Here is a 17,255-nt window from a genome sequence, read left to right on the forward strand (position 1 = left end):
GGGCCGTCGGGGGTGCCTGCCAAGATGGACGCCATGGATGCGCTGATCGCCGGCCTGGACGAGGAGCAGCGTGCTGCGGTGCTGGCGCCGCGTGGCCCGGTCTGCGTTCTTGCCGGCGCCGGGACCGGCAAGACCCGCACCATCACCCACCGCATCGCCCAGCTGGTCGCCGGGGGGCACGTTGCGCCCGGACAGGTGCTGGCGGTGACGTTCACCCAGCGTGCCGCCGGCGAGATGCGGTCGCGGCTGCGTGCCCTGGGTTCGGCGGCCGGCGCGGGAGCGGCCGCCGGGGTGGGCGGAGTTCAGGCGCTGACGTTCCACGCGGCCGCCCGGCGGCAGTTGCGTTATTTCTGGCCGCGGGTGGTCGGCGCCACCGGTTGGGAACTGTTGGACCGCAAGTTCGGGGTGGTCGCCCGCGCCGCCGGCCACGCCGGCCTGCGGTTGAGCAATGACGACGTCCGCGACGTGGCCGGCGAGATCGAGTGGGCCAAGGCATCGCTGATCGGGCCGGAGCAGTATCCCGAGGCGGTGGCCGCGGCCGGCCGCGACACCCCGCTGGACGCCGCGAAGCTGGCCGACGTCTACGCCGGGTATGAGGCGCTGAAGGCCCGCGGCGAAGTGGCGATGCTCGACTTCGACGACCTGCTGCTGCACACCGCCGCCGCCATCGAGAATGACGCGGCGGTGGCCGCCGAATTCCGGGACCGCTACCGCTGCTTCGTCGTCGACGAATACCAGGACGTCACCCCGCTGCAGCAGCGGGTGCTGTCGGCTTGGCTGGGGGAGCGCGACGATTTGACCGTGGTCGGCGACGCCAACCAGACCATCTATTCGTTCACCGGTGCCTCGCCGCGCTATCTGCTGGACTTCACCCGCCGGTTCCCGGACGCCGCGCTGGTGCGCCTGGAGCGCGACTACCGGTCCACCCCCGAGGTGGTGTCGCTGGCCAACCGGGTGATCGCCGCCGCGCGTGGGCGGGTGTCCGGCAGCAAACTGAAGCTGATCGGTCAGCGCGAACCCGGCCCGGCGCCGGTCTTTCGGGAGCATCCCGACGAGGTCGCCGAGGCCGCGGCGGTAGCCAAATCCATCGCCCGGCTGATCCACGACGGCACCGCTGCGGCCGAGATCGCCGTGCTGTATCGGATCAACGCGCAGTCAGAGGTCTACGAGGAGGCACTGACCGAGGCCGGCATCGCGTATCAGGTGCGCGGCGGGGAGGGTTTCTTCACCCGCCAGGAGATCCGCCAGGCGCTGATCGCCTTGCAGCGGGCGGCGGAGCGCGGAGCGGACGGGCCGCTACCCGAGGGCGGCTATCGCCAGCGCGGCGAAGCCGGGCGCAGCGGGTCGCCGCTGTCGGAAATCGTGCGCGGTGTGCTGGAACCGCTCGGTCTGACCACCGAACCACCCAGCGGGGCCAAGGCGCGCGAACGCTGGGAGGCCCTCGGTGCACTGGCCGAACTTGTCGACGACGAGGTGGCGCAACGCCCCGACCTCGATCTGCCCGCGCTGTTGACCGAACTGCGGATGCGCGCTGACTCTCGTCACCCGCCGACGGTGCAGGGCGTCACCTTGGCGTCACTGCACGCCGCCAAGGGGCTGGAGTGGGACGCGGTGTTTCTGGTCGGTCTCGCCGACGGCACCCTGCCCATCTCGCACGCCCTGGCGCACGGCGCGGACAGCGAGGCAGTCGAAGAGGAACGCCGACTGCTCTACGTCGGCGTCACCCGGGCCCGGATCCACCTCACGCTGAGTTGGGCGCTGGCCCGCGCCCCCGGCGGGCGGGCCGGCCGCAAGCCGTCGCGTTTCCTCAGCGGTATTGCCCCGCAGGCCGACGCCACTGCCACCCCCGGCAAGCGACGGGCTCGTGGTGCCCCGAAGTACTGCCGCGTCTGCAATAAGGCGCTGGCCACTCCGGCGGCCATCATGCTCAGCCGCTGCGAGACCTGCGCTGCCGACGTCGACACCGAGCTGCTGGTGGCGCTCAAGGACTGGCGCCTGCGCACCGCAACCGAGCTGAAAGTGCCGGCTTACATCGTCTTTTCCGACAACACCCTGACCGCGATCGCCGAGATGCTGCCCGGCGACGAGGCCGCCCTGGTGGCCATCCCGGGCATCGGCGCGCGCAAGCTGGAACAGTTCGGCCCCGACGTGCTGGAACTGGTCCGCAACCGGGGTTGAGCCGCCGCGGGCGGTAATTCGGTTGTGGATCGGTGGGCCGAGCGGCTAGCCTCGGAACCCATGACCACGATCAACGTCCTGCGGGTAGCCGGCGCGCGCCATGCCGCCGCTGCCGAGGCGGCGGCGCGCCATGCCGCCGCCGCCGTAGACGCGTCCGTGCATCGGGGTTCGCCCTAACAGCAGCCCCATCCCCGATGGCCACGGACCCGACCAGGATCCGTGGCCATTTTTTCGCTCGGCGGCCCGCCGACCGGCCCGGATCCGAACCCCACGAACCGACCGGAAAGCAGATACATCATGTCGAGAACCCTCAAGTTGCCGTGTAAGAGCGATCCCGATCTGTGGTTCGCCGACGACCCGGCCGATCTGGAGCGGGCCAAGGCGCGCTGCGCTCAGTGCCCGATCCGCCAGCAGTGCCTGGCAGCGGCGTTGCAGCGCGCCGAGCCGTGGGGTGTGTGGGGCGGCGAGATCCTCGACCGGGGCAGTGTCATCGGTCGCAAACGGCCTCGTGGCCGCCCCCGTAAGGAGCCGGTGGCCGCGTGAGCGGCCGCAGCATCAGGACGAGGGACTGGCCGCGGCGTCTTCGGGGTCGGTGAAGCCCGGCACCAGTTCCTCGGAAAGCCGCTTGATCGGCACGTGGGCATCGAGCTGGCACATGATCGCCGTGGTCGACCCGAGCACCCGCATCGGCATCGCGAGCTTGGGCGGCAGATCCAGCTGGCGGGCGGTCTTGAGCTGCTCGACCGGCCGCTCCAGTTGCTTGCCGGCCATCCGCATCAGCCACTTGCGGGTGTAGTGGAACACTTCGACTTCCACCGGCTCGACGTGCTGGCGCAGCATCTCGTCGATCTCGCGCACCGAGACGGTCTGGCCCTTCTGGATGAAGCCGCCCTGGCGCATGGTCTCGATGACCTTGTCGTAGTCCTTGTCCCGGGCGTAGCGCACCGCGGCGCCCAGTTCCGGCGGGAAACCGCCGGGCATCGGTGCCACCGCGCCGAAGTCGATCACGCCCATCCGGCCGTCCGGCATCAGCATGAAGTTGCCGGGGTGAGCGTCGCCATGGATCAGTTCCAGCCGGCGCGCCGCGTCCCAGGTGAATTCGGCCAGCCGGGTTCCCATCAGGTCACGCTGCTCGACGGTGCCGTTGCGGATGATCTCGGCCATTCCGACGCCGTCGATCCACTCCTGGATCACCGTTTTGGGGGCGCTGGCCACCACGTTCGGAATCTGGAAGTGCGGGTGGCCGGCGTAGGCCTTGGCGAAGATGCGCTGGTTGTCGGCTTCGAGCCGATAGTCCAGCTCCATCTCGGTGCGCTCGATGAGCTCGTCGACGACGCCCTTGACGTCGACGCCGGGTGCCAGCTGTTTGAAGACGCCGGTCAACCGCCGGATCGTCTTGAGGTCGGCCCGCAGCGCCTCGTCGGCGCCGGGGTACTGGATCTTGACTGCGACGGGACGGCCGTCGGCCCACACCGCCTTGTGCACCTGGCCGATGCTGGCCGAGGCGATGGGGGTGTCGTCGAAGTCGGTGAACCGTTCCCGCCACTTGGTGCCCAGCTGTGCGTCGAGCACCCGGTGCACCTTGTCCGCGGGCAGCGGCGGTGCGTCCTTCTGCAGCTTGGTCAGCGCCTCCCGGTAGGGCTCGCCGAATTGCTCGGGGATGGCCGCTTCCATCACCGACAGGGCCTGGCCCACCTTCATGGCGCCGCCCTTGAGCTCACCGAGGACGGTGAACAACTGGTCGGCCGCCTTCTCCATGAGTTCGGCGGTGACCTCGTCCTTGGACTTGCCGGTCAGCCGTTTCCCGAGCCCGAGTGCTGCCCGGCCGGCGAAGCCGACGGGCAGGCTGGCCAGCTTCGCATTGCGCGCTGCGCTTCCGCGTTTGATTTCTGACACCTGTCCATCATCCATGACGTCGTTGTGGTGCCGGTCACCGCGGTGACAATCTTCAGTGCCGATCCAGGCCTCGGCAATCGCATAGCGGGTGCCGGACCCAGCGCCTGGTCACGATCGATCCGGCGGCCAGGTCCAGCTCCAGGGTGGCGTTCAGCGTCGGGGGAGCGGCCAGGCCCGCACCGGCTGCCGTCCCGCGCACTGCCGCGATCACCCGGTCGACTTGGCCCAGTGCCAAAGCCGCCGTTGCCAGCACGGTGGCCCGGTCGACGTGGGCGACGGTATGACGTAGTTGCGCGGCCACCGCGGGCCACGCGGCGTCCCGGTCCCGCCGGTGCAGGTCGGCGCACCCCAGGCAGCTGGTGACCCCCGGCAAGACCAGCGGGCCGACCACTCCGGTGCCGTCGCGCACCCGCACCGGCAGGTGCGGTACCCGCTCGGCGTGCAGTTCACGTATCAGCCTGGGGTCGGAGACCAGGTAGTCCGCCAGCACCACCAGATCGGTCCCGGCGGTGCTCACAACGGCGTGCGGATGACTGCTGTGCTGGACCACGGCGCTCGAGCAGCGCAGCGATTCGACCAGCAGATCCGACAAGGGGCCGCGGCCGTGCACCCGCAGCGAGACCGTGCGGCACTGACGGCGCGGCCCGGCGCCGCGGACTGCGACACCCGCCGTCACCAGCGCGGCTAACAGGGCGTCCAGCTCCGCGGTGTCCACCGCGCCGTGTTGGGCGGCTTCGTGGTGCAGCGCGGCGCCGGTGGTCGGGATCTGCATCACGCGCAGGACAGTGGCCAGCGCGGCCGTGCTCAGCCCCCGTGGCGGCTGCACCAGCACGGCGCGCCGCGGATCCCAGCCGACCTGCACAGCACCGTCGGGGCGCAGCAACACCGGCAGAGCCGGATCGAGGGTGTAGGTGGCGGTCTCGGAACCAACCCTTCTCACGCACGCGACCCTGCCATGCCGGGTGGCAACAACCCTCCCGTCATCCACAGGGGCGCGCAACGATGCGCCGGGCGGCCTCCACAGCCGCGCCGCGTTGGCGTGCGATGACGGTGCGGTCGGTGAGGGTTTCGTAGGGGTCGGGGGAGTGGGCCCAGGCCAGGCCGATCCCGAACAGCAGGGCCAGCAGATCGAGGGGTTCAAAGGAGCTGTCGACGTGCCCGTCGGCCTGGGCGGTTTCGATGGCGGTGATCGCGTGCTCGAAGATCGCCTGCCCGTCGGCGTGGGGCTCGTCGAGGGCCAGGCCTTCCAGGCGCGCCCAGGTGATCATGCGAAGGTGCTCGGGGCGGCCTCTGCCCAAATCGTAGACGTCGCCGGCGAATTCGGGCACCGCGTCGGGCCGAAGAGTGACCGACCGATAGAAGGCCGCCACGTCGGTGGCCACCACTTCTCGGAACAGTGCTTCCTTGTCGCCGAAGTGGGCGTAGAGACGTTCCTTGCTGGCGTGCGCCTCGCGGGCGATGCGGTCGATGCGCGAGCCGGCAAGCCCATGGCGAGCGAACTCGACGCGGGCGGCGTCCAATATCTGGTCACGCAGTTCGGTGGCGCTCCTCCTCACAGCAAGATCATAACCATACGAACTAGTTCGTTCTGTAATGTGAGGACATGCACGTGCTCCATGACACTGACGCGATCCTGAACCACCCGCCGCGAGTCGAGGCCATGCGGCGGGCGGTGGAGGCCGTTGCCGACGCGGTCACACCCGTCGTCGAGGCATACCGACCCTACGTCGAGGGGCTCGACAACCTACCCGCCGATGGCCGATTTCTCTTGGTAGGCAATCACACTCAGGTCAGTGTGGAAGCCCTGTTGATTCCGTTCCATGTTCGGCGGGCGATCGGCAAACGAGTCCGGCCACTGACCGACCGGCAGTTCGGGCGCATGCGGGGCCCGGCGCGGGATCTACTCGCCGCTGCGGGGGCGCTGGTAGGCGCGCCCGAACCCGTCCGCGAACTGATGCGCCGAGGCGAGCCCATTCTGGTGTTCCCCGGAGGCGGTCGCGAGATTCCCAAATTCAAGGGGGAGGAGTACACGCTGCGCTGGCAGGGCCGGGCCGGTTTCGCCCGCCTCGCAGTCGAACACGACTATCCGATCGTGCCCGTCGGATTGGTCGGTGGCGATGACGTCTATCGAAGTCTGAGTCGTCGCGGTGGCAGCTGGGAGCGCTTCAGCACGGCTGTTTCCCGCCGGCTTTCAGGCCCGCCGGACATGGCCATCCCCCTGCAGCACGGCATCGGCCCCACCCTTATCCCGCGCCCGCAGCGGATGTACTTGCGCTTCGGCGCCCCCATCGACACCAGCAAGCCCGACCGCGTCTCGAGCGAGAAATGGGTTGCCACCGTGCGGGAGTCGACTCAGCAGTCGCTCGAGCGGATCTTGGCCGAGCTGCTGGACGTCCGCGCCGAGGATCCCTACCGGCACCTCAATCCGTTAGCTTGGCGGCACGCAGTCTCACCACCAGTACCTAACTGATCTGGCGGCCGCGACTCAGTCGTCGGTGTCGTCGCCTTTGTTGCCGGCCTCGCGCTGGAACTCCGCAATCGCCTGGTCGATGGCCGAGTCGACGTCGCTGGAGCCACCGATGATCCGGTCGATGAACGCGGCCGGCTCGTCGAGATCGGAGGACTCGGGCAACAGGTCGGGGTGCTGCCACACCTTGTCGCGAGCGTCGGATCCGACCGCCGTGGTCAACCGCTCCCACAGCACGGCGGCCTCGCGCAGCTTGCGCGGTCGCAGTTCCAGACCAACCAGGGTGGCGAACGTCTGCTCGGCCGGGCCACCGGTGGCCCGTCGCCGGCGCAGCATCTCCGAGAGTGCGGCGGTGCCCGGGATGCGGTCGCCCAGCGCCGCATTGACCACGGTCTGCACCCAGCCCTCGATCAAGGCCAGCAGGGTCTCGAGGCGCTCCAGTGCGGCGAGTTGCTCCGGAGTCGACTTGGGCTCGAACACGCCTTGGTTGAGCAGCTCGTTCATGGCCGAGGGGTCGGTCATCGCCGCCGGATCGAAGCCCTGCGCCAGTTCCTCGATGCCCCGGATGTCGATCTTCATCCCCCGGGCGTAGGCCTCCACAGCGCTGAGCAACTGGTTGGACAGCCACGGCACGTGGGTGAACAACCGGTGGTGGGCGGCCTCGCGGGCGGCCAGGAAGGTGACGATCTCACTGCGCGGCTGTTCCAGCCCGCCGGCCAATTCCTCGATCGCACCGGGCAGCAGCGCGGCCACCCCGCTGGGGCCCAGCGGCAGGCCGATGTCGGTCGAGGTCAGCACCTCTCCGGACAGCCGTCCCAGCGCCTGGCCCAATTGGGAACCGAACGCCAACCCGCCCATCTGCGACATCACCGACAACAGTGGGCCGGCCATGCTCTTGGCCTCTTCCGGCAGTGCCGACGCCCACACCGACGAAACCTGTTCGGCCATCGGGTCGCACAGTCGCTGCCAGGTGGTCATGGTGTGCTCGACCCAGTCCACGGGCGTCCAGGCGACCCCGCTGGTGGTGCCGGCCGGTAGCGAGGTGGCGCCGTCGAGCCAGGTCTCGGCCAGGTGCACCGCGTCGCCGATGGCGGTCGCGGTCGACGCGGTGACGGGCGAGACCGAACCGATGGACTTGGTCGCGACCTGTCGTGCCAGGTCGTAGTTGACCGGCCCGGCTGGTCGGCCGTCGGCACTCACCCGGCCGGCGCCGCTGAACATCTGCCCGAGCTGGGTGAAAACCTGACCCAGATCGGCCATGTTGAAGCCAGCACCCATACCGAACGGGTCGGTGGGCCCGGAGCCTCGCTCGCGGTCGGGGTCGTCCCCGGAAGAGAAACCGAAGGGCAGATCAGCCATAGACACAACCGTACTCACCGGCAACCTCCGGCGGTACGACACGCCGCCACCGGCGGTCGGGCCGTTACCGCCTGGGCGGCGGCCGTTTACCATACCCGGGGTGAACAGGCGGATTCTGACGCTGTTGGCGGCTGTGCTGCCGGTGATCGCATTCGGCGTGCTGCTGACGGCGGTGACGGTGCCGTTCGTGTCCTTGGGGCCGGGACCCACGTTCGACACCCTCGGGATGATCGACGGCAAGCAGGTGGTCGACATCGAGGGGACCACCACGCACCCGACGACCGGTCACCTCAACATGACCACGGTGTCCCAGCGCGACGGTCTGACACTGGGGGAGGCGCTGGCTCTGTGGCTGTCCGGACGTGAGCAGCTCATGCCTCGTGACCTGGTATATCCGCCCGGCAAGTCCCGTCAGGAAGTCGACGAGAGCAACGACGCCGACTTCCGTGCGTCCGAGCAGAGCGCCGAGTATGCCGCGCTGGGCTACCTGCGCTACCCGTCAGCGGTCACCCTCGCCGACGTCCACGACCCGGGACCGTCGGCCGGCGCGCTGCAGCGCGGCGATGCCGTGGACGCCGTGGACGGCGAACCGGTCTACACCGTGCAGCAGTTCACCGCGCGGCTGGCCGACACCAAGCCGGGCCAGACGGTTGTCATCGACTACCGGCGCAAGAACGCCGCGCCCGGTACGGCGCGGATTACGCTCGGAGAGAACAAGGACCGCGCCAACGGATTCCTGGGCGTGTCCGTCCTCGATGCGCCGTGGGCGCCGTTCACCATCGACTTCAACCTCGCCAACATCGGCGGCCCGTCGGCGGGGCTGATGTTCTCGCTGGCCGTCGTCGACAAGCTGACCACCGGCACCCTGGCCGGGCCGAATTTCGTTGCCGGCACCGGGGTCATCAAGGCCAACGGCCAGGTCGACTCGATCGGCGGGATCGCGCACAAGATGATGGCGGCCCGCGAGGCCGGCGCGACGGTGTTTCTGGTCCCGGCCGACAACTGCTACGAAGCCAGAAACGACGACAAGGGTCTGCAACTGGTCAAGGTCGACAACCTCGCCCAGGCGGTTGGCGCGCTGCGAACCATCACCGACGGAGGTCAGCCGCCCTCTTGCTGAGACTTCGTTGGCTACAGTGGGGCCGTCAGGAACAACTGAGCTAGGGAGCGTGGCACGTGGGGATGCGGCCCACCGCGAGGATGCCGAAATTGACCGCGCGCAGCCGGATCATGGTCGGCAGCGCGTTCGTCGTGATCGCGCTGCTGCTGGTGGGGCCGCGGCTGATCGACGGCTATGTCGACTGGTTGTGGTTCGGCGAGCTGGGCTACCGCTCGGTGTTCGTCACCACGTTGCTGACCCGGCTGATCACGTTCGTCGTGGTGACGCTGTTGGTAGGCGGAATCGTGTTCGCCGCGATGGCCACGGCCTTCCGGGTCCGGCCGGTGTTCGTCCCCAGCAACGGGGTCAACGACCCGGTGGCGCGGTATCGGACCACCGTGCTGTCGCGGCTGCGGCTGTTCGGATTCGGGATTCCGGCCGGCATCGGTGTGCTGGCGGGCATCGTCGCGCAGAGTTACTGGGTGCGCATCCAGCTGTTCCTGCGTGGCGGTGACTTCGGGATCAACGATCCGCAGTTCGGCAAAGACCTGGGCTTCTACGCCTTCGACCTGCCGTTCTACCGGCTGGTGGTGGGGCTGCTGCTGGCGACGCTGTGCCTGGCCACCATCGCCAACCTGACCACGCACTACATCTTCGGCGGTATTCGGCTGTCCGGCCGGGCCGGCGCCCTGAGCCGCCCGGCGCGCATCCAGGTGGTCAGCCTGATCGGCACCCTGGTGCTGCTCAAGGCCGGGGCCTACTGGCTGGATCGCTATGAGCTGCTCAGCCACACCCGCACCGGCAAGCCCTTCACCGGAGCCGGCTACACCGACATCAATGCGGTGCTACCGGCCAAGATGATCCTGCTGGCGATCGCCCTGATCTGCGCGGTCGCGGTGTTCTCGGCGATCGTGCTGCGCGACTTGCAGATTCCGGCGATCGGTTTGGTGCTACTGCTGCTGTCGTCGGTCGTGGTCGGCGCGGGCTGGCCACTGATCGTCGAACAGTTCAGCGTCAAGCCGAACGCGGCGCAGAAGGAAAGCGAATACATCTCCCGCTCCATCACGGCGACCCGCGCGGCCTATGGGCTGACCGAAGATGTGGTCACCTACCGGGACTACCGCGGTGATGCGCGAGCGACGGCCGCGCAGGTGGGCGCCGATGCGGCTACCACCTCCAACATTCGGCTGCTGGACCCGACCATCGTCAGCCCGGCATTCACCCAGTTTCAGCAGGGCAAGAACTTCTACTACTTCCCCGACCAGCTCACCATCGACCGGTATCGCGACGACGAGGGCCAGCTGCGTGACTACGTGGTCGCCGCCCGCGAGCTGAACCCGGATCGACTGATCGACAACCAGCGTGACTGGATCAACCGGCACACGGTGTTCACCCACGGCAACGGGTTCATCGCCTCCCCGGCCAACACCGTGCGCGGTATCGCCAACGACCCCAACCAGAACGGTGGATACCCGGAGTTCTTGGCCAACGTCGTCGGTGCCAACGGCGGTGTCGTCTCCGACGGGCCGGCCCGCCTGGACCAGCCGCGTGTCTACTACGGTCCGGTGATCGCCGACACCGTCGCCGACTACGCGATCGTCGGACGCAATGGTGCCGACCGCGAGTACGACTATGAGACCAACACCGAGACCAAGAACTACACCTACACCGGCGCCGGCGGTGTGGGCGTAGGAAATTGGTTGGCCCGCAGCGTATTCGCCGCGAAGTTCGCCGAGCGCAACTTCTTGTTCTCCAATGTGATCGGCGCGGACAGCAAGATCTTGTTCAACCGCGACCCGGCGAGCCGGGTCCAGGCGGTGGCGCCCTGGCTGACCACCGATTCGACGGTGTACCCGGCGATCGTCAACAAACGACTGGTGTGGATCATCGACGGCTACACCACGCTGGACAACTACCCCTACTCGGAGCTGACGTCTCTGTCGTCGGCGACCGCGGACTCCAAAGACGTGGAGTTCAACCGGCTGTTGCCGGACCGGCGGGTGTCCTACATCCGCAACTCGGTGAAGGCCACCGTCGACGCCTACGACGGAACGGTGAGCCTGTACGCCCAAGACGAGCACGACCCGGTGCTGCGGGCATGGATGAAGGTGTTCCCCGGAACGGTCAAACCGAAGTCCGACATCTCGCCCGAGCTCGCCGAGCACCTGCGTTACCCCGAAGACCTGTTCAAGGTGCAGCGCATGTTGCTGGCCAAGTATCACGTCAACGACCCGGTGACCTTCTTCTCCACCTCGGACTTCTGGGACGTGCCGCTGGACCCCAACCCGACCGCCAGCAGCTTCCAGCCGCCGTACTACATCGTCGCGAAAAACCTTGCCAAGGGTGATAATTCGGCGTCCTACCAGCTGACCAGCGCGATGAACCGATTCAAGCGCGACTATCTGGCCGCCTACATCAGCGCCAGCTCGGACCCGGACACCTACGGCAAGATCACCGTGCTGACCATTCCCGGGCAGGTCAACGGGCCCAAACTGGCCAACAACGCGATCACCACCGACACCACGGTCAGCCAGGACCTCGGTGTGATCGGTCGCGACAACCAGAACCGCATCCGGTGGGGCAATCTGCTGACTCTGCCGGTGGCACAGGGCGGTCTGCTCTACGTCGAACCGGTCTATGCCTCACCGGGTTCCAGCGACGCCTCGTCGTCGTACCCGCGCTTGATCCGGGTGGCGATGATGTACAACGACAAGATTGGTTACGGGCCGACGGTCTCTGACGCGCTGACCGGTCTGTTCGGACCGGGCGCGAGCGCGGCGGCCACCGACATCGCCCCCACCGAGAGTGGCGCGGCTGCGCAGGGGACACCGCCCTCGGCCACCCCGCCGGTGGCCGCGGTGCCCACGCCGCCGTCCGCCGAGGCCGGGCTGTCGCCGGCTAAAGCTGCGGCGCTGCGCGAGATCGAGGCGGCGCTCACTGCGGTGCGAGACACCCAGCATCGCGGCGACTTCGCGGCCTACGGTGCGGCGCTGCAACGCCTCGACGACGCGATGGCCAAGTTCAACAGCGCCAAATAGCGCGCGGTGCGCTCAGGCGCCGAACAACGCGGAGTGCATCAGCGTGCGTACGCATGCCTGCTCATAGGCCAGGTGGGGTGTGTCGGAGTGCTCCGTGACCGGGGCGGGCCGGTCGTAGTGCACCAGCCGGCCGATATCGACCACCAAGCCCATCGCGGCGTGTACCAGGAATCGGGCGGCTGTGGCGGTGAGTTCGGGCCGCACCGAGCGCAACAGCCCGACCCATGAGTCGATGGTGGAGCGTTGCACATTGCGCAGCAGCTTCCGGTCGGATCCGGACAGGTGGATCTGTTCGCTGTAGTAGATCGCCGCAAGCTCCGGGTTGGCGAACGAGGTGGCCACGTAGATGTCGATCAGTTGCGTCAGCGCTTCTCGCGGGTCGGGACCGTTGGTGTTGACCACCGACAGCTCCGCGGAGAGCCGGTCGGACGAGCGTCGTAGCGCGGTACTGAGGATGTCGGCCTTGCCGGGAAAATAGCGGTAGATACTCGAGATTCGCAGCCCGGCGGCCTTGGCGATCTGGGCCACGCTGGTTTCGCCGTAGCCCTGACGGTGAAACAGCACCATCGAGGCGTGCAGCACCGCTTCGTACATCCCGGCATCCGCGGTGAAGATGCGTGCTCCGGTGGCCCCGGTCGTAAAGTCTTCCGGCGCAGGCAGTTCGGTGTGCAGCAATGCCCACGACGCCGCGGTCAGCAGGTCGGTGATGTCGGTGACCGTGGCACGTAGGTGGTGGTCGGTGATGCCTCCGGCGACACTGAGCAACGCTGCCGAGAGCATCTGTCGGTGTAACAGGGGCGCCGCCGGCTGTAATTCGGCCAGCGGTTGCTGCAGGCGTTGGTTGACCAGCCGTAGTTGATCCAACAGCGCCGTGGCGTCGGGTTCGCGCAGATAGCGGGCCTGCCATCGGTACAGGCCGCCGGATTCTCGGTTGCGCAGTGCGACGTCGATCAGGGCGTGTATCAGCTGATCGAGCGCTGCCGCAGGGCCGGCCGCGGGGTCGGCAACGATGTCGGTGACGTCGACAAGTTGTTGGCTCAACGCCAGCACCGCGACGCGGAACAGGTCGTACTTACTGGCGTAGTGCCGGTAGAGGGCGGGGGCTGAGACACCGACCTCGGTGGCGATGTTCTCCACGCTGACCGCGTGATAGCCCAGGGTGCTGAACGATTCGGCGGCAGCCCGAGCGATCTGGTCTTTGCGATCTTTGGGGCGCCGTCGGGTCGTCCGTACGGTGTCAGCCACGCGTGGCGCCCAACGAGGTTGTCGGCTGGTGCTGTGCCGCGGTGCGAAGTGCGGCGCGCGCCCTGGCGTTCCAGTGGTGCCTGGGGGTCAGCGACGAGAGCTGAGTCAACCGGACGAACTGGCGCAGCGACCATCGGTCGGCCGCAGTGACGTCGACCCCGGTGAGCTCGCGGGCGCGGGGATGCTGCAGGGCGCGGATCGCGGGGCGGGGGACCGTGCGCATCCACCAATCGGTGGGAGCGAAGATCTGCTCGCGGAACGGCTCGAAATGGGCACCGGCCTTCAGGTGCGTTTGGCAATAGTCCTCGAAATACTCGACGAATTCCGGCCAGGTCGCAGGCATCGGCCGGGTCGATACGCCGTATCGGCGATACCAGGCACAGCACTCGGCATAGAGCTGCTCGTGTTCGTCGGCGTCGAGGGGCCGGATAAAGGTATTGACCATGACGACGAGGGACTCTACGTAAGCGCTGTGCTGAAAATGGAACAGGTCGGGGTTCAGCGCGTGGTACTTGTCGCCGAATTCGTCGACGCCCTTGACATGCTCATGGGCGAAGCGCATCTGGGGCCGCATGTCGAGGTCGGCGTAGGCGTAGTTGACGGCTTGGGTGAAGGTGCGCTTCTTGTGCAACCAGATGCGCTTGCGCATCAGGGCATGCTGGCTGATGCCGGCGGCGATACCGGGATGCAGCAGTAGCAGACACACCGCTCGGGGCAACACGAACAGGTAGCGGCGGTCGGCCAGGAAGTGCCACAGCAGGCTGTCGGGACCTAAGCCGTCATCGTGGTGGGTCGCCATGGTCAGATCAGCGACTTGTGCCGGCGGATGCGGTGGCGAACATCGGCCATCAGCACGTGGTAGTTGGCGGTCCGGATGAACCGGGGAATGAAGCGGTTGACAAACGACACGAACAGGAAGAGGTTCTCGAACTGGCGTTGTTCGGTGGGCGACCATTGCACACCGAGCAGCTTACGAAAGACCGGTGGCAGAAACCCGATCGTCAAGAACCGCAGCAGCGGCCCGAGGAGCACCCGAAAGATCGGGTTGACCATCTTCAGGTCGACCAACCGCATGAGGTAGTCGCGGACAGCGTCGTCCATCTCCAGAGTTTGGCAGGTGGTGTTCCAGTAGGTATCGAAGTCGGCGCGGGTGGGCGGCCATTGGTCATCGGTGACCTGCAAGGTGGTGCCGAGCGGCCAGGCGTGGTGGTAGAACGTCTCCGCCTGTTCCTCGGTCATCTTGCCGCGCAGCAGTTGGTAGGTGTCCTCGTAGAAGACGAACAGGCATGCGGCGACCCACAGTTGCAGATCGCGGTCGAAGGCGTTGTATTTGACCGGGCTGTCCGCCGTGGAGCGAACCTGCCGATGCGCGACGTTGACCGCGTCACGGTAGGCGCCACGTTCCTCCTCGGTGCCCAGCACCGCGACGGCCATGTACTGGGCCGTAGTGCGCAACCGCTTCCACGGATGTTCCATCAGCGAGCCGGATTCCACCCGACTCTCCACGACGCCGTAGCCGACTCCGGGAAGGCTCAACTGCATGATGACGTTGGCGGCTGCCGCCGCGGCCGACCAAAAATCCAGCGCCTCAGTCAGATCGACGGGGTCGTCGTCCCAACGCGGGGTGTAGCAGTCGACGTGAACCCGGGTTTCGGCGTTGGTGAGCATGCGATGCCGGGCCGGGTCCTGGCCGTGTTGTTCATGGCAGGTCGACATTTGAGCGATCCTCTCGATGCAGCGACATGTGCGGGCTATGGCCCGGCCAGATAGTGCGGGAGTTGGGCGAGTCCCCAGATCAGCCCGGCTGCCCCGATCAGGACACCGAAGAACAGCACGACCAGCACACCGGCGCGCAGTAGCCGGGCTTCGGGGGTGGCCAGGTAGCGCAGCATGCTCACGACCAGATCGATGATCCGCACCAGAAGCATCATCTCCAGCGTCCTCCTATCAGGGCCGGCCTCACGTTCCACCGTATTCCGGTCGCAGGGTGGGTGACAGCGACGCCAGCGGCACCCTGGCCACCACCGCCCCGCCATCCATGGACCACACGAACCGGTCAGCGGGCTGCGGGCTCTCTCGCAGGATCGGGGCGTCGGGCAGGTACAGCACCAGTTGGTCGGGGGTCAGTGCAAACGCCCGGTAGTCGCCGGTATATCCGCTGCCCTGTGGGTTGGGCTGAAATTCCTCGACGGTGAACGGGTAGGTGTTGGGCGCATGCGGGGGTGCCGCGGCGTCCAGTGCCGCCGGCAGCACCGGTGCCGCCGCGCCTGCGATGACGGTCATCGGGTCGATACCCGGCTTGAACAGGTCGCCAAGGGTCAGGCGGCGCCCGGTCGCAAGGTCGAATACGAACGTGCGGTAGGCGTTGTTGGCCTGCATCCCAAACGGTTCCAGGCATTCATGCACTACCAGCGACTGCACCGCGCCAGGCCCGGAGAAGCTCTCGTAGTAGGCGACGGCACTACTGTCCCGCATCGCCTCGCTGCCCGAACTGCGCCAGCCGCTCATCAGCCGGCGGTAGAAGTCACGCACGATCGGGCCGGCGGTGGCGTTGTCCAGCATTGCCTCGGGAAGGTCAAAGGCGATGTATCGCTCGGCCTTTCGGGACGACACAATCAGCGTCGTGCACCGCTGCCCGTCCCAGCTCGCCTGCAGATCATCGCAGAAGCTCGGCGCGGAGCCGGCGGCGGCCGGGGCCAGCACCGTGCTCGCGGTGGCCACCAGCACCACCAGGCCGCCCAAGGCTGCGCCGCTGCCCATCATTGTTGCTGTCCTGCCACGACATCGCTGACCAGCCAGCGCCCGGCGTCCTTGTGCAGGGTGAGCGCCATGGCGGTGACGTCGGGTGGCGCTTGGGCGATCTGTCCTCCGGCGGCCTTCTTCAGTGCCGCGCTGCTGAAGGTCTGTTCGACGAACAGCAGCACCGTCGCGTCGGTGGCGTCGGCTGACTTCACCGCGGCGTCGATGACGGTGCCACGAGTGGTCACCTGGTTGGCGATCAACATCGCGCGAAGCTCGGAGCTCTGCTTGGCGTAGCGGTCGTGGAATGTGCCGGTCGATCGGTCCAACAGCTCGATGATCTGCCGATCGACCGTGCCAGGGCTCGCTGTCGTCAGCAACTCCGCGTATTGCGTTGCGGCCTCGGAAGCCTCACGGCCGGCGAGTTTCGATCGATGCTGCTGGTAGAGCAGCCAGCTTTGGTATCCGCTGCCTGCGAGAACCCCGGCCGCGCACAGTATTGCGGCCAGCCGCATCGCACGCCGAAGCCGGCAGCGGTGCGGCGAATCGGTGGGACCCACCTGTGGTGCCTCAACGCTGGGTGCCTCAACGATGGTCATCTCGATGCCTTCGCTGTCAGGTCAGGTCGACCTGGCTGGCAAGCCAGCGGTGGTCGACGAGTTCCATGGTCATCTGGATTCGGTTGCGATCGATCCGTGGTTCGGATCGCACCGCGTTGGTGATGGATTGGTCCACGAACAACAACACCTCCACGCGGGTGGTGGTCGCGGACTTGACGGCAGCGTCCAAAACGATGCCCCTGCCGGTGGCCTTGTTGTCGATCAGGATCTGGCGTAACTGCTTGGCGCCCAAGCTGTAGGCGTCCTTGAACTGGCCGGTCGCGCCGTCGAACGCGCGGGCGTAGTTGCCGTCGATGTCGGCGGTGTCCAGGGTGGTCAGGGTGATCGCGTAGTCCTTGGCGGCCGCCAAGGCGACCTGCCCCGCGGCGGCGCGCGCATCGAGTTGATGCAGACGCCACCCGGCGTATCCCGAATAGGCCAGCGCCGCGATCAACACGGCGGACACCAGTGCCACCGTCGCTCGGTGCCGCCGCGTCGTCGGCTCCGAGGGTGGCGTGGGTTCGGGGTCGATATGGTCGGCAGCCTCGTCGTGTGCTGAATCCGTGTCGAGGTCCGTCTCGAGTTGTTCGTCGAGTTGGTCGAAGACGTCGGGGTCGGCTGTTTTTCCCATGGGG

The 17,255-nt window shown here is 67.5% G+C and carries 16 protein-coding genes; 5 read left to right on the forward strand and 11 right to left on the reverse strand.

The genetic code is table 11. From position 1 onward, the window contains the following. The first annotated feature begins 24 nt into the window (after positions 1-24). Both ACJH5R_RS12255 and ACJH5R_RS12260 read left to right on the forward strand, forming a co-directional pair. Positions 25-2,178: an ATP-dependent DNA helicase UvrD2 gene (locus ACJH5R_RS12255; RefSeq protein ID WP_406757603.1), complete on the forward strand. Its 2,154-nt coding sequence runs from the start codon at positions 25-27 to the stop codon at positions 2,176-2,178. Between the two features lie 297 nt (positions 2,179-2,475). Beyond that, positions 2,476-2,721, forward strand: a complete 246-nt coding sequence (locus ACJH5R_RS12260; protein WP_406782035.1) for a WhiB family transcriptional regulator — start codon at positions 2,476-2,478, stop codon at positions 2,719-2,721. 12 nt (positions 2,722-2,733) lie between these two features. On the opposite strand, the gene ACJH5R_RS12265 is transcribed toward ACJH5R_RS12260, so the two are convergent. The 3 genes from ACJH5R_RS12265 to ACJH5R_RS12275 are packed head-to-tail and all read right to left on the reverse strand — an operon-like array spanning position 2,734 to position 5,630. Further along, a complete protein-coding gene (locus tag ACJH5R_RS12265; protein WP_406757601.1) occupies positions 2,734-4,089 on the reverse strand; it encodes an ABC1 kinase family protein in 1,356 nt (451 codons plus the stop codon). Between the two features lie 37 nt (positions 4,090-4,126). Beyond that, positions 4,127-5,014, reverse strand: a complete 888-nt coding sequence (locus tag ACJH5R_RS12270) for a TOMM precursor leader peptide-binding protein (protein WP_406782036.1) — start codon at positions 5,012-5,014, stop codon at positions 4,127-4,129. Positions 5,015-5,054: 40 nt separating this feature from the next. Beyond that, positions 5,055-5,630: a TetR family transcriptional regulator gene (locus tag ACJH5R_RS12275; protein ID WP_406757599.1), complete on the reverse strand. Its 576-nt coding sequence runs from the start codon at positions 5,628-5,630 to the stop codon at positions 5,055-5,057. A 47-nt stretch (positions 5,631-5,677) separates the two neighbouring features. Between ACJH5R_RS12275 and ACJH5R_RS12280 the strand changes: the two genes are divergently transcribed. Then, positions 5,678-6,544 carry a lysophospholipid acyltransferase family protein gene (locus ACJH5R_RS12280; RefSeq protein WP_406757598.1) on the forward strand — a complete coding sequence of 289 codons (867 nt, stop codon included), beginning with the start codon at positions 5,678-5,680 and terminating at the stop codon, positions 6,542-6,544. Positions 6,545-6,559: 15 nt separating this feature from the next. Here ACJH5R_RS12280 and ACJH5R_RS12285 read toward each other — a convergent pair whose 3' ends face one another. Beyond that, positions 6,560-7,900 carry a zinc-dependent metalloprotease gene (locus ACJH5R_RS12285; RefSeq protein WP_406782037.1) on the reverse strand — a complete coding sequence of 447 codons (1,341 nt, stop codon included), beginning with the start codon at positions 7,898-7,900 and terminating at the stop codon, positions 6,560-6,562. Positions 7,901-8,000: 100 nt separating this feature from the next. On the opposite strand from ACJH5R_RS12285, the gene ACJH5R_RS12290 reads away from it, so the two are divergent. Both ACJH5R_RS12290 and ACJH5R_RS12295 read left to right on the forward strand, forming a co-directional pair. Then, entirely contained in the window at positions 8,001-9,020 is a 1,020-nt protein-coding gene (locus ACJH5R_RS12290) for a PDZ domain-containing protein (protein ID WP_406757596.1), read from the forward strand. Positions 9,021-9,076: 56 nt separating this feature from the next. Further along, positions 9,077-12,037: a UPF0182 family protein gene (locus ACJH5R_RS12295; protein ID WP_406757595.1), complete on the forward strand. Its 2,961-nt coding sequence runs from the start codon at positions 9,077-9,079 to the stop codon at positions 12,035-12,037. 12 nt (positions 12,038-12,049) lie between these two features. On the opposite strand, the gene ACJH5R_RS12300 is transcribed toward ACJH5R_RS12295, so the two are convergent. Genes ACJH5R_RS12300 through ACJH5R_RS12330 form a run of 7 tightly spaced genes read right to left on the reverse strand, consistent with a single transcriptional unit; the run spans position 12,050 to position 17,251 of the window. Beyond that, complete coding sequence (locus tag ACJH5R_RS12300; RefSeq protein WP_406757594.1) at positions 12,050-13,282, reverse strand: TetR/AcrR family transcriptional regulator; 1,233 nt, start codon at positions 13,280-13,282, stop codon at positions 12,050-12,052. Continuing rightward, on the reverse strand, positions 13,275-14,081 hold the full coding sequence (locus ACJH5R_RS12305; RefSeq protein ID WP_406757593.1) for an oxygenase MpaB family protein: 807 nt from the start codon (positions 14,079-14,081) through the stop codon (positions 13,275-13,277). The genes ACJH5R_RS12300 and ACJH5R_RS12305 overlap by 8 nt, the downstream gene beginning before the upstream one ends. 2 nt (positions 14,082-14,083) lie before the next feature. Then, a complete protein-coding gene (locus ACJH5R_RS12310) occupies positions 14,084-14,998 on the reverse strand; it encodes an oxygenase MpaB family protein (RefSeq protein WP_406757592.1) in 915 nt (304 codons plus the stop codon). A 35-nt stretch (positions 14,999-15,033) separates the two neighbouring features. After that, positions 15,034-15,213 carry a hypothetical protein gene (locus ACJH5R_RS12315; RefSeq protein ID WP_406757591.1) on the reverse strand — a complete coding sequence of 60 codons (180 nt, stop codon included), beginning with the start codon at positions 15,211-15,213 and terminating at the stop codon, positions 15,034-15,036. 28 nt (positions 15,214-15,241) lie between these two features. Further along, positions 15,242-16,045, reverse strand: coding sequence for a mannan-binding protein (locus tag ACJH5R_RS12320; RefSeq protein WP_406757590.1), 804 nt, complete (start codon positions 16,043-16,045; stop codon positions 15,242-15,244). After that, on the reverse strand, positions 16,042-16,620 hold the full coding sequence (locus tag ACJH5R_RS12325; RefSeq protein ID WP_406757589.1) for an Mce protein: 579 nt from the start codon (positions 16,618-16,620) through the stop codon (positions 16,042-16,044). The genes ACJH5R_RS12320 and ACJH5R_RS12325 overlap by 4 nt, the downstream gene beginning before the upstream one ends. A gap of 16 nt (positions 16,621-16,636) precedes the next feature. Continuing rightward, entirely contained in the window at positions 16,637-17,251 is a 615-nt protein-coding gene (locus tag ACJH5R_RS12330; RefSeq protein ID WP_406782038.1) for an Mce protein, read from the reverse strand. Positions 17,252-17,255 lie beyond the last annotated feature (4 nt).

The organism is Mycobacterium sp. SMC-19 (assembly GCF_045310815.1).
Lineage (GTDB): Bacteria > Actinomycetota > Actinomycetes > Mycobacteriales > Mycobacteriaceae > Mycobacterium.

Coding starts and splice junctions, on each gene's coding strand:
- ACJH5R_RS12255 (WP_406757603.1), top strand. CDS start 25: ATGGACGCCATGGATGCGCTGATCGCCGGCCTGGACGAGGAGCAGCGT.
- ACJH5R_RS12260 (WP_406782035.1), top strand. CDS start 2,476: ATGTCGAGAACCCTCAAGTTGCCGTGTAAGAGCGATCCCGATCTGTGG.
- ACJH5R_RS12265 (WP_406757601.1), bottom strand. CDS start 4,089: ATGGATGATGGACAGGTGTCAGAAATCAAACGCGGAAGCGCAGCGCGC.
- ACJH5R_RS12280 (WP_406757598.1), top strand. CDS start 5,678: ATGCACGTGCTCCATGACACTGACGCGATCCTGAACCACCCGCCGCGA.
- ACJH5R_RS12285 (WP_406782037.1), bottom strand. CDS start 7,900: ATGGCTGATCTGCCCTTCGGTTTCTCTTCCGGGGACGACCCCGACCGC.
- ACJH5R_RS12305 (WP_406757593.1), bottom strand. CDS start 14,081: ATGGCGACCCACCACGATGACGGCTTAGGTCCCGACAGCCTGCTGTGG.
- ACJH5R_RS12310 (WP_406757592.1), bottom strand. CDS start 14,998: ATGTCGACCTGCCATGAACAACACGGCCAGGACCCGGCCCGGCATCGC.
- ACJH5R_RS12315 (WP_406757591.1), bottom strand. CDS start 15,213: ATGATGCTTCTGGTGCGGATCATCGATCTGGTCGTGAGCATGCTGCGC.
- ACJH5R_RS12320 (WP_406757590.1), bottom strand. CDS start 16,045: ATGATGGGCAGCGGCGCAGCCTTGGGCGGCCTGGTGGTGCTGGTGGCC.
- ACJH5R_RS12325 (WP_406757589.1), bottom strand. CDS start 16,620: ATGACCATCGTTGAGGCACCCAGCGTTGAGGCACCACAGGTGGGTCCC.
- ACJH5R_RS12330 (WP_406782038.1), bottom strand. CDS start 17,251: ATGGGAAAAACAGCCGACCCCGACGTCTTCGACCAACTCGACGAACAA.